Source organism: candidate division WOR-3 bacterium, from assembly GCA_016867815.1.
Taxonomy (GTDB): domain Bacteria; phylum Hydrothermota; class Tepidihabitantia; order Tepidihabitantales; family Tepidihabitantaceae; genus UBA2258.
This window is the reverse complement of sequence record VGIR01000039.1, coordinates 16,148-27,983: the sequence shown is the minus strand read 5'-3', so window position 1 is coordinate 27,983 and position 11,836 is coordinate 16,148. Positions and strand designations below refer to the sequence as shown.

General features: G+C 62.7%; 11 protein-coding genes and 1 tRNA gene. 8 read left to right on the top strand and 4 right to left on the bottom strand.

The genetic code is table 11. From position 1 onward, the window contains the following. The first annotated feature begins 587 nt into the window (after positions 1-587). The 7 genes from FJY68_07530 to FJY68_07500 all read left to right on the top strand — a co-directional run bounded on the left by FJY68_07530 (position 588) and on the right by FJY68_07500 (position 6,030). A complete protein-coding gene (locus FJY68_07530) occupies positions 588-1,073 on the top strand; it encodes a hypothetical protein (GenBank protein MBM3331683.1) in 486 nt (161 codons plus the stop codon). A 125-nt stretch (positions 1,074-1,198) separates the two neighbouring features. Beyond that, positions 1,199-1,429: a hypothetical protein gene (locus FJY68_07525; GenBank protein ID MBM3331682.1), complete on the top strand. Its 231-nt coding sequence runs from the start codon at positions 1,199-1,201 to the stop codon at positions 1,427-1,429. 315 nt (positions 1,430-1,744) lie between these two features. Next, positions 1,745-1,817, top strand: a tRNA-Ala gene (locus FJY68_07520). Between the two features lie 64 nt (positions 1,818-1,881). Further along, the gene (locus tag FJY68_07515) at positions 1,882-3,069 is read left to right on the top strand and encodes a tetratricopeptide repeat protein (protein MBM3331681.1); all 1,188 of its coding nucleotides are present in this window, start codon (positions 1,882-1,884) and stop codon (positions 3,067-3,069) included. Positions 3,070-3,076: 7 nt separating this feature from the next. Then, entirely contained in the window at positions 3,077-3,580 is a 504-nt protein-coding gene (locus tag FJY68_07510) for an HNH endonuclease (GenBank protein MBM3331680.1), read from the top strand. Positions 3,581-3,612: 32 nt separating this feature from the next. After that, positions 3,613-5,109: a hypothetical protein gene (locus FJY68_07505; protein ID MBM3331679.1), complete on the top strand. Its 1,497-nt coding sequence runs from the start codon at positions 3,613-3,615 to the stop codon at positions 5,107-5,109. Between the two features lie 141 nt (positions 5,110-5,250). Continuing rightward, a complete protein-coding gene (locus FJY68_07500) occupies positions 5,251-6,030 on the top strand; it encodes an undecaprenyl-diphosphate phosphatase (protein ID MBM3331678.1) in 780 nt (259 codons plus the stop codon). 85 nt (positions 6,031-6,115) lie between these two features. Here the strand turns inward: FJY68_07500 and FJY68_07495 are convergent, their stop codons facing one another. The 4 genes from FJY68_07495 to FJY68_07480 form a co-directional block, all read right to left on the bottom strand. Beyond that, on the bottom strand, positions 6,116-6,400 hold the full coding sequence (locus tag FJY68_07495; GenBank protein MBM3331677.1) for a DUF503 domain-containing protein: 285 nt from the start codon (positions 6,398-6,400) through the stop codon (positions 6,116-6,118). 91 nt (positions 6,401-6,491) lie between these two features. After that, positions 6,492-8,570: a translation initiation factor IF-2 gene (infB, locus tag FJY68_07490; GenBank protein MBM3331676.1), complete on the bottom strand. Its 2,079-nt coding sequence runs from the start codon at positions 8,568-8,570 to the stop codon at positions 6,492-6,494. A gap of 7 nt (positions 8,571-8,577) precedes the next feature. Then, complete coding sequence (gene nusA / locus FJY68_07485; GenBank protein ID MBM3331675.1) at positions 8,578-9,942, bottom strand: transcription termination factor NusA; 1,365 nt, start codon at positions 9,940-9,942, stop codon at positions 8,578-8,580. Continuing rightward, positions 9,939-10,520 carry a hypothetical protein gene (locus FJY68_07480; GenBank protein ID MBM3331674.1) on the bottom strand — a complete coding sequence of 194 codons (582 nt, stop codon included), beginning with the start codon at positions 10,518-10,520 and terminating at the stop codon, positions 9,939-9,941. Before FJY68_07480 ends, nusA begins: the two co-directional genes overlap by 4 nt. Before the next feature lie 656 nt (positions 10,521-11,176). On the opposite strand from FJY68_07480, the gene FJY68_07475 reads away from it, so the two are divergent. Further along, entirely contained in the window at positions 11,177-11,818 is a 642-nt protein-coding gene (locus FJY68_07475) for a hypothetical protein (GenBank protein ID MBM3331673.1), read from the top strand. Positions 11,819-11,836 lie beyond the last annotated feature (18 nt).

Here is an 11,836-nt window from a genome sequence, read left to right as displayed (position 1 = left end):
TCCTGGCAGGGCATCGGCGTGGACTATGCCTTTGCGCCCTACGGCAAGCTCGGCGCCTCCCACCGTATCTCCATCTGCTACCGCGGTCTCGCGCCGGTGGACGACGAAGAAGAGGAGTAGCGCGTGATTGTCTATGCGATGGGCGGAGGGTCGCAAACCCGCGGTCCGGCATCTGCTTCGTGCGTCAGGCGTCGAGCATGATGCGTGATGCAACTAGCGTCATCAAGGTCGTGCTGCAGCGCTAGCAGTCCAGGATCTCGTCCGCAAGTTCACTGTCCTAGCCCTCGACGGTTTCACCCGCCAACTCAGACGCAAGTCGCCTGAACGACGCTCTCAGGTTGAGGGTGAAAGAGGCAGAAGAGGATGCTCCCCATGTTAGCGCTGCCGACTATCAGGGGTACGCCTGTACTATCCCGGGCATTGCCTCCGCTTTTCTCTCCGAACCCGTCCGGCCGGACCGCCACGGGACCATTCTGAGTGTTCGGGTCTCGTCTATCCGAACACCTGCACCAGGAGTCGCTCACGTGGGAATGCGACAGGCATCTCTCCCGGCAGTCGGTCAAGCCAAAGCAGGGCAAGTAGGATGAGTGAGGGCCGGTGTGATGCAGCGCACCGGTCAGAGGTCGAGCCTGGCTGTGCCTGGCCTCAAGCCGGGAGGAGTGCCGGGTCGCTTCAGGTCCCGGACCGAGACCGCTGCTTCGTCCAAGACCTGCACCGGCAATGAGGGGGTCAATCCGGGGGTGACTGCGGGGTTCAAGGCCGCGTTCAATGCGGTGATCAATGTGGCAGTCAATCAAGGACTTAGCCCGCCTGGCAGTCGCGCGACGAGCCTGAGACTCAACGCGGCCGTCAACCGCGCCCAGACTCGGGAGTTCAGCGCCGCGGTCGGTCAGGGCATCAACGCTGTGCTCAATCCCGCAATCAGCCGTGCGGCGAGTGGCGCAGTGAGTTCCGGCTTGACGTGCGCGTTCAACCGCGAGTTGAGTCCGGCCTTGAGTCGCGCGTTGAGTCTGCGGTCGAAGACGGCACTGAGTGTCGGAATGAACGCGGCAGTCCTGGCGCGAGTGTCTTGACCTGCAGCCGGTCTCGTGCGTAGGTCCTGTCCCGTCGGAGTCGCCAGTTCACTGGACTCTTCACCCCGACCCTCTCCTCGAGGAGTAGGGGGAGAAGGAAAGGCCCTGATTGCCATCTACATGTAGTGGTGTACAGCTCTCGGACCACAATTCTGCCGGGGAGTGGGCGGCCCACAGGCTGCCTGGAGGGTAGCATCTGCCGATGCGGCGCGAGACGCGACGAAGCCAACAACGCGCCGTACTTCAGGTCGAACATCGAGCCGAACAACGCCGCGAACAACTACTGGAGCAACGTCTTGAACAACGTTGCGGAGAACGCGCGGTACAGCAGAGGATTCAAGCTAAGGTTGAGCTGAAGGTTGAGGTCGAGATGAAGCGAAGGACACAGCTCGCGATGTAAGCGAGTACGCAACCGGCGACAGATCTGCCGGAGCTTCCGGACGAACTCCGACCGGTACTTCGCGAGACACAAGCGCGGCTTCCTCTCGGCGCCGGCCTTGGCGGTTGTGAGGTCGCCGAGTGTCCGATTGAGGGCGAGATCACTCCTCAATGTCGGGCCGGCATTCCGTTCCATCGGGGACACTCGCACAGTCCGCGTGGTCAGCGGATGACCTTGCCTGCGCTTCCCTTGACAGTCAGGCCAATTCGGGTAAAACTTAGCCTGTTTGATTGGGGCCGTGGCGCAGCTGGGAGCGCGCTTGACTGGCAGTCAAGAGGTCACGGGTTCGACTCCCGTCGGCTCCATTGCAGAACCGCAGATTTTCGTTTGGCGTTTGACGAGAACCATCTCTCCAAAGGAGCTTTGAGCATGTCGAGAAAGACCCTTTCAGTCGGGGCGGCGGCCCTTGTCGCCGCGGTGCTGGCCGTGCTGGCAGGCTGTGCGACCACGCAGACCGTGAAGCCGGCGACCGATGAAGAGTTGAAGGCGAAGCGAGACTCGGCGCAGCAGTACTACAGCTTCGGTGCCGGGTACTTCTCTCAGGGCAATTTCGAGTCGGCGCTCGAGAACTTCCAGCGCGCCCTGACCTACGATTCCACGTACTACGAAGTGTACGTCGCCATCGGGACGGCCTACCGAAAGATGCTAGACCCGGTCTCCGCCGAGGAGAACTTCCGTGCGGCGATGAGGCTTGACCCAAAGAAGGCCAAGGCGTACGAAGGGCTCGGCGACCTTTTCCTCGCCATGCAGAAGGACAGCGCGGCCCTGGCCGTCTATCTGGAAGGTCTTGCCCAGGACTCGAGCCTGGTCGACCTCTACAGCGGCGCCGCCGACGTGTATCTCAGGTGGAAGCAGATGGATAAGGCGAGGCAGCTCTACGAGAGTGCGATGCGACGTTTCCCGGATGATGTGAACGTCCAGCGTCTGTGGGCCGACTTCCTCTACAAGCAGGGGCTTTACGCAGATGCCGCAAACTCGCTCCTACCGTTGGTGCAGCGATTTTCCAAGGTCTGGGAGTTGCGCGAGAAGCTGGCCGACTGCTACATCGAGTTGAAGCAGTACGACAAGGCGGTGGCCCAGTTGGACACGATTCTCCAGAGCGAACCGAACCGCGACCAGACCGCGCTGCGTCAGGGTTCTGTGTACCTGGCATCGGGCAAGACCAAGCAGGCGATAAAGGTGTTCGATGCGCTCATCGCCAAGGACTCGACCAAGACGCAACCGCGCGTGTTCAAGGCCGAGGCGCTGATTCAGCAGGGAAGCACGGGCGCGGCGGAGGATATCCTGCAGAAGGTGCTGAGGATGGAACCAGGCAACGCGCAGGCATTGGCGGACCTGGGGGAGATCCGGTACAAGCAGGCCCGCGAGCAGGCAGGGTCGAATCTGACGGCGACGCCGACTGCGAAGCTGCGTCGATCCCTGGCGCTGTGTGATGAGGCGATCGGCTACTACAACAAGGCTCTGTCTGACCCGGTCATGAAGCAGTACGCCGGCAAGATGCTGGTTGCAGTCGGAGACCTCAAGAAGGTAGTTGAAAAGGAGTTGTTCGTCAGATAGCGGAGCGATGCTCGACCGACACGTATTGCTGCTGAACCAGAACTACGAGCCCTTGTCGGTCTGCAAGGCCCGCCGGGCACTGGTGCTGGTGCTCTCGCGCAAGGCCGAGATGCTCGAGCCGTCCGCGGCGGCGGCAAGAACCGTACGGATGGCCTATCGGCTGCCCAGCGTTCTCCGGCTCAACTACTTCGTGCGCGTGAAGCGCCGGGAAGTACCTCTGACCAAGCGGAACGTCCTGCGACGTGACGGAAGCACCTGCCAGTACTGCGGCAAGCGGGGTGCAGTGATGACCACCGATCACGTCATCCCCAAATCCTCCAGCGGCACGGATACCTGGGAGAACCTGGTTTGCGCCTGTACTGAGTGCAACTCGCGCAAGGGCAACATGACGCCGGCGCAGGCGATGATGCCGTTGCGCCGGAAGCCCAAGAAGCCACACTATTTCACCTTCGCCATCGCCAGTCTGGGCGACGTGCCCGACGGCTGGCGGCAATACCTGTTCATGAGTTGAGGCGCGCCCCGCGCACCGGGAACAGCCCAGCGATGTCAATCTGGAGTGACGTCCGGGTCGTGCCTGGCCGGTTGTTCTGGTCGACGCTGCTCGTCTGCAGCACTGCTGTGGCGCAAACCGCTTCCGGCAATGGGAGTGTCGCCGCGGCAGGATTCGATTCGCTCTCCGCAGGAAGTCTGGGGCAGTCGTCGGTCGGCGGGTGGCGCATCGAAGGTGACACAATCATCATCGACGACGGGCTGATCCGCTCGCTGCCCGGACGGGGAGCCTTGTTCGACCGGGCGGCCGTGGACCGCGCCGCGGCAGTCGTGCTCGCGGCCTGCGAGAACAGCGGTTACCCTTTCGCCGTCGTGACGCCGCTGTCGCTCTTACAGGAGAGCGGATTCGTTTTTCCTACCCTCCGGGTCGTGTCCGGTCCCAAGGTCGAGGTCCGCTACCTTGAGTTCTCCGGCAAACCCGGCACCAAACCCGGGCTGCTGGAGCGCGTTGCCGGCTTCTCGCCGGGCACCTACTCGCAGACCTCAGCTGCTCGCTGGCGCCTCAACCTGGAGCGGAGCGGGCTCGTGGTCGTAGACTCGCAGGCGATAGTCGGCGATGAGCGTGCGTACGGATTCAGGTATTGGGTGACCGGTCTGAACGTCAACCGCGCCAGCGGTGTCGCAGGCTTTTCGCCTTCAGACCGGAAACTCACCGGCGTTCTGCTGGTGTCGTTCCGCAATCTCTTTGACACGGGCCGGAGGCTGGAGGCGGGCTGGCAGTCGGCGTACTCCCGGACCAGCTACCGCCTGAGCTACACCGAGCCTTGGGTGCTTGGGACGACTATCGACCTGACAGCGAACGCACGACAGCAGACGATTGACACAACGTCGGCAGAGACGAACCTGGCATTGTCGGCCAGGGTTCGGGCCGCCGCGTTGACGACGGTTAGTTTCGAGACCGGTTATGATCGGCTTACCGATGCAGTGAGCCGGACGCGCGCCAACGTGGTCTGGGCCGGTACGGGCGTGCTTCTGGACTCGCGTGACTTCCCGGCCAACCCGCGCAGCGGAATCCGGTTGAGCGCGTTGACCAAGGTCGGCAACCGGTCGACCGATTCCGCAGGTTCCGACGGCGTCGCGCACGTTGAGCTTGGCCTGAACGGAATTCTGCCCTGTGCGCGGAACCTCGCCTGGTCGAGCATGGTCGGACTGCGGGCGGTCTACTCGGCTGCGGCGCTGACCGAGTCCGAGCTCTACTTCCTGGGCGGGCCGGGTACGGTGCGCGGCTACCGGGAAGAGGAGTTCGCCTCGGCCCGGGTCGGCTGGTTCTGGACCGAGCTGCGCCACAGCCTGGAGCGTGCATCGAGCGTGTATCCTTTCCTTGATGTAGGTGTCTATCAGGACCCGCTCGGCTGGCAGGTGAAGCCGGGATATGGGGCAGGTACGAGTGTGGCCACGCAGGTCGGCATCTTCGGTCTCGACTATGGGGTTGCGTTCCGCGACAACCCGTTGCGGGGTAAAGTACACCTGCGCTATGACGTGACGTTCTAGGAGATGCCCAATTGCCAATTACTAACTCCCAACGAATGACCAACTGCGGAGGACAGCCGACAAAACCTCCCAGCATTGGACATTCGTTAGTAATCGGGACTTGGGCATTGGGAATCCTATCCCCAAGATTGGAGGTTGACTATGAGTATCCTTGAAGCGTTGTTGCTGGGTCTGATCCAGGGCATCACCGAGTTCCTTCCGGTCTCCAGTTCCGGGCATCTGGCCGTGCTTGAGCATCTCTGGAAGCTGCCGGCCGAGTCCCGGCTGCCGCTGACAACTATGCTGCATGGTGCCACGGCACTCTCGGTCATCTTCTACTTCGCTCCTCTCCTGGCAAAGCTCATCCGCGGGCTATGGGTTCGCGACGCCGCGCGGAGAAGTGGGAGCTGGCGGATGGCGGCGTTCATCCTGCTCGCCTCAATCCCGGCCGGGCTGATAGGCGTCACGTTCAGTGACATCATTGACCGTGCGTTTACCAACCCCTTGCTGGTCGGCCTTATGCTCTTGGTAACCGGCGGGGTCTTGTTCGGCACCCGGTACTCGCAGCCCCAGGGCCGATCCGGCTGGCTGCGTGCACTGCTGGTGGGTTGTGGGCAGGCAATCGCGATTCTGCCGGGCATTTCGCGGTCCGGCGCGACGATTGCCACCGGGCTGTACCTGGGCATGGAGCGGAAGGAGGCGTTCGAGTTCTCTTTCCTACTGGCGATTCCCGCCGTCACCGGGGCCTTCTTTCTGGAGGCCCGAAAGGTAGACCTTGCGGTAATCAACCCGACTGCCCTTGCCGTGGGCATGGTGGCGGCATTCGTCTCCGGTCTGGCAGCTCTCTACGCGCTGGCCCGTTTCGTCACCGGCCGGAAGCTCCACTGGTTCGCGTTCTACTGCTGGCTGGCCGGGCTGGCGACGATTCTGTTCGTGCGGTAGCGTCTGCAAGAGCCCGGGACACGATCCGAAACTGCGGAGGTCCGGCCGCAGCGGTCCTTTCGGACAGCGCAGCCCTGTCCCTTCGCTAGCAGAGCTGGCGCGTTTCCGTGTTGGTGATTTCGACGCGGCGGTCTCGATCGATGTACTCGGTGAGTTTCGACATGCTGCTCTGCAGCATGCGCCAGTTGGTGTTGACCAGCACGATTGCCAATTGCGCCCGCTGCCACTGATCCTGGTACTCCACCTCGGCAATCGCGATATTGAACTGACGGCGCAACCGCTCAGAGAGGCTGGAGAGTACGCGGCGCTTATCCTTGAGGGACTGGCTCTCAGCGATGTAGCAGTCGAGAAGGAGCAGGCCGACGGTCACCGCTAGTTGGGAGTTAGTAGTTAGTAGTTAGGAGTTAGGAGCCGGAAGGTGGCAGCTTTGGGCCTCACTGATAACTGCTAACTCCTAACGCCTAACTGGTTCTTTTGACTTCCTCGACCTTGTAGAAATCGAGGGTGTCACCTTCGGCCAGGTCGTCAGCGCCTTCGATGCCGATCCCGCACTCGTACCCGGTTTCTACTTCCTTGACGTCGTCCTTGAAGCGCTTGAGCGAGGTGACCTTGCCGTTGTAGATCTCCTTGCCGCCCCGCATGACCCGAACCATCGCATCGCGCGGGATCTTGCCATTGGTGCAGTATGAGCCGGCAATCGTGCCCCTTTTGGGCACGCGGATGATCTGCCGGATCTCGGCCGACCCGAGATCGACTTCCTTCTTCTCCGGCTCGAGCATGCCGAGCATCGCGGCCCGGATATCCTCGATGGCGGCGTAGATGATCCGGTAGGTGCGGATTTCGATGCCCTCTTTGTCGGCCATCAGCTTGGCGTCGGTCAGCGGTTTGACGTGGAAGCCGACGATAATGGCTTCCGAAGCCTGCGCCAGCAACACGTCGCTCTGGTTTATCGGGCCGACCCCGGAATGAATCACGCGCACCCGGATGTCTTCGATGGACTGGCCCTCGAGCGAGTCGCGCAGCGCCTCGGCCGACCCGGACACGTCGGCCTTGATGACGATGTTCAGATCTTTGATCTTTCCCTCAGCGATGCGTTCCTGGATCGCCTCGAGCGACACCTTGGGTTTGCTGGCCGAGAGGATTCGGTCGCGCTTGGCCAGGAACCGGCGCTGGGCTGTATCGCGCGCCGTCCGCTCGTCTTCGACGACGTCGAAACGGTCACCAGCCTGGGGCAGGCCGGAGAACCCGAGTACCTGCACCGGAATTGACGGTGTGGCTTCGGACATCGCCTTGAAGCCGTCGTCCAGCAGGTCGCGTACGTGGCCGAAAAACTCGGCGGAGACGAAGGGGTCACCCTTGCGTAGAGTCCCTTCTTCAACCAGCACTGTGGCGATGCTGCCCCGGCCGCGGTCGACCCGAGCTTCGATGACGACACCGCGAGCCGGTCCGGCGTACGGCGCTTTCAGGTCGAGTTCCAGCGCCAGGACCGAGATCGCGTCGAGGAGAGCCTCCACGCCATGGCCGGAGATCGCCGAAGTCTCGATGCAGAGGGTGTCGCCACCGTAACCTTCGACCTTCACGCCGTGCTGCGCGAGTTGAGCCTTGACCCGGTCCGGGTTGGCATCGGCCAGGTCAGACTTGGTGATGGCGACGATGATCGGCACTCCGGCGGCGCGGGCGTGGTCGAGGGCCTCAAGTGTCTGGGGCATGATGCCTTCGGTCGAAGCAACCACCAAAACGGCGATGTCGGTAACCTGGGCGCCGCGGGCCCGCATGGCGGTGAATGCCTCGTGGCCCGGCGTGTCGAGGAACACGATCGGCTTGTTCTGGTAGCTCGCCACGTAGGCGCCGGTGTGCTGGGTGATGCGGCCGACTTCGCTCTCGACCACCTTGGTCTTCCGGATGTAGTCGAGCAGCGCGGTCTTGCCGTGGTCGACGTGACCCATAACAACCACAATCGGCGGCCGTGGTTTGTGCTCGCCGCGTTCGACTACGGCCTCGACTTCAGTTTCCTGCTCGACCGGCACCCCGAACGCGTCGGCAATCAGCGTGATGGTTTCGAGGTCGAGTCGCTGGTTCAGGGTCGCCAGCATACCCATACCCATGGTTTTCTTGATGACGTCGGAAGCCGTTACGCCCAGGGCATGGGCCAGTTCGGCGACGGTCATGTACGCGCTGATTCTGACCGCTGGCCGAGCCGCAGGCTGGGCGGCAGTCGGAACCTCGCGCACCGGCTTGCGGTGCTTTATCTCGCGACCCTCGATCTTCTGCAGCGTGTGCTTGACGTTCTGGGCCACCTTCGAAGGTTCGGCCTGCGGCCGCGGCTGGCTCGGGGGAGGGGCGGTGCGGGTACGGCGGATCTGGTCCTTGAACTGATGTTTCTCGTTCTTCAGCTTCAGCTTGGCGGCCTCGAACTCGGCGTCGGTGATGTAGGAGGTGTAGCCGCGCGGCGGGAAGTTCAATTCCTTGAGCACCCGGATCAGGCCCTCGCTCGAAAGCCCGAGCTGTCGGGCCGCGTCAAAGACCTTGAGCTTCGCCATTCTGGCGTCAGGCCTCAGGCGTCGGAGTCGGCGACGGGCCGGACTCCGGAGCCGTTGCTGCCGGCGTTTCAGGCGACGGGGCAGATGCCGGCGTCGCGGGCTGCGGCGGCGGAGTGAATACCGGCTTGCCCTCGTGCACGCGCCAGACCGCGTCACGCGCCTGCTGCTTAAGCGGCTCGACGGCCTCGGGAGCAAGCTCGGTGATGCGGGCGAGGTCCTCAGGCGTGGCGTTCAAAAGGTCGAACGCGCTGCCGAGTCCGGCGCCGGTCAACTTCGCCATGAGCGCTTCTTCGAGTGCGAGCTTGGCCAGCGGAATCGCGCCGGCCTTGCTCATAATGATACGGTTGCGGTAGTCGGTCTCTTTCAAAACCTCGATCTTCACGCCACAGAGCAGGCTGGCGAGCCAGACGTTCTGGCCCTTCTTCCCGATGGCAATCGAGAACTCGGCGTCAGGGACCACGACAATGTGGGTGTCTCCTTCCTTGAGTACGAGGGCGACTTTGGCCGGACCCAGCGCCCTGGAGATGAAGACCTGCTGGTCCTTGCTCCACTGGACGATGTCTACCTTCTCGCCCGAGAGCTCCTTGATTATGTTCTCGATGCGCGACTTGCGGTACCCGACGCAGGCGCCGACCGGGTCGACTTTTTCGTCGAGTGACGTGACCGCGACCTTGGAACGGAAGCCCGGTGAACGGGCGATGCCCTTGATCTCCACGACCGCCTCGCGGATTTCCGGCACCTCGCGGGCCAGCAGCTTCCGCAGAAACTCAGGATGGGTGCGCGAAAGATAGACGCGCGGGCCGATGGGCGTCTTCTCAACCCGGTTGACGTAGGCCTTGATCGGTAGTCCCTGGCGATAGTGGTCCGCCTTGAGCTGCTCGTGGTTGGGGAGCGCCGCCTCAATCAAGCCGAGGTTGATGATGATCTCGTCGCGGCCGATCTTCTGGATGGTGCCGGTGACGATTTCGCCCTTCTTCTTGCAGAACTCGTCGTAGAGCTTGGTGCGTTCGGCCTCGCGCAACTTCAGCACCAGTTCGTCCGAAGCCTTGCGGATGGCGATCCGGCCCAACTCGTCGAGTGGTACCTCGACCCGCATCATGTCGCCAGCCTGGGCCGACGCGCTTATCGCCTGGGCGTCGCCGACCGAGATTTCGCGGGCGGTGCTGGCGACGCGTTCGACCACATTCTTGGCGAGGAAGACGCGGATGTCGCCGGTCTCGGCAGTGATTTCGGCGTCGGCTTCGGTGTCCGGACCATAGCGCCGGCGCAGGCCCGCGACGATGCTGGCGCGCAGGGTTTCGCAGACGTAGGTGACATCAACGTTGCGTATCCGAGCAATCTGGACGATAAGGTTGGCAATTTCCTTGTTCATTGGTTCCTCTCGACAGGGTTCAGGGGGTCCAGGATTCGAGGATTCGAGTGCAGCTCCTGATTCCGGGATTCTCTGGATCCGTGACCCCGTCCTGCGCGGGACGCGAAGAGCTCGCAGTCCGGGACTCTTATGTGTGCCTCGCGTATCTCGCTGAAGGCGATCTCTCGCGTGAGTTCGCTGTCCGAAGTTCGGCGCTCGGCGTTCGGCGTTCGGACTTTGATGGTAATTCCGCTCGGCCCGGCCGCCTCGACCACTCCCTCGACCCAGCCGTCACGCGCCAGCACCTTGACGTGCTGGTTCAGGGCTTTAGCATAGTCCTGCGGCTGATACAGCCGGCGCTCGATGCCCGGCGTCGAGACCTCGAGCGTGTACTGGCGGCGCTGGAAGTCGGCGGCGTCGAGCCGCGTCGAGAGCGCGTGCGAGAACTCGGAGCAGGCCCGGACCGACGCGCCGGACTGGCTCTCTACCTGCACGCGCAACTCACGGCCGCTGATTTCGGCGTGATAGACTTCCACGCCGGTATCACGGGCCGCGGCTGCAATCAGCTCGAGCACTTCCGGAGGCACTTGACTAGCCATCTTTCGGATTATAGCCCGTGAGTGCACTGAGTCAACTATCGCGGGCGAGTGCGACGATTCGCCCGGCTCCTCTGCGTTTGTCTAATCTATTGACAGAGCTTGGGTTAGACGTGACCTGCTGTGACGCGAGAGCCTCGGCCCCGCCCACAGACCATCTCACGCTCCATTGCTGCTGGATCCGACTGGACGTTCGGCGGCTACGCGGCGCGTGTCAGCGCGGCAAGTCCGGATGTGCTGCTACTTGTCGGCGGTGCGGTTCGCTTCAGAATGCGGCAGGCCGACTTCGTACAGGAAGTCGGGCGAGAAGTCGGCGCCGTTTTCCCAGACGACGGTGTCGATGTCCTCATTATGGCCGTGATAGTATTCCTCCGAACTGCTTTCCGGACAGCTTGCCGAGCTGCCTCCCAAACAGCCGGTCCGTTGGGGGGTGCGGCAGGAGAGCGCCTTGGTCCCTCCTCCGGTGGCAGATCTGCAGGTCTGCGCGCCAGCAGGAGCCCGGTGGCTAGTCGATGACCTGTCGGGAATTGAACAGGCAAGAGCACGCCAGAGGCGCCAGAATTGCTTTGGCTCGGAACACGCGTGTCTGGATAGACCGGCCAGGTCGGAGTAGTCGCTGTGCTTGACAGGAGCACAGTTCGGTCTAGGCTTGAGACGCAGTGACGAAGAACCTGACGGCCGTCGCATTCGGTATTGCCTTGCTGCTGGCGTGTGACCGGCAGGTTCCCGTGGACTATTTTCCACTTCGGGTCGGGCAGCAACGGGCGATGAGGGTGTACACCCGGATGATCGAAGGTACCGACACGACCGAGACGACCGAGGTGAGGATTGTTGAGAGAGTTCATGGCCTTAGGGACGTGCCCGGGGTCGGCAGGTGCTGGGTCGTGGAGTCACCGCGGGACACGGGGTCCTCATCCTACACGTTCTTCCGTAAGAGCGACGACGGCGTGGTCCAGCTCATGCCGTCCGGCGAGGACAAGCCTCCGGTCGAGATCCTCTACCTGGCATTGCCGCTCGTGAAGGGACTGAAGTGGTACGATACCAAGGCGCAGGGTGAGGTCATGGAAGTCACAGCGATGGAAACGGTGAGGGTTCGAGCCGGCACCTATCCGGACTGCTATGTAATTGCCGTGAAGAGCACCCGCACGGGCTGGAGCATGAAGCAGTGGCTGGCCCCGAACGTTGGCGCGGTCAGATGGGAAAACCGCGCCTACTGGACAGGCAAGAGCGGCGAGAAGCGCGAGGTGCTGAAACTGGCCGAACTCGTCGCGTTCAAGGTTCCGAGGGATTCCGGCGAGTAGTCCGGCCGGTCCAATCTC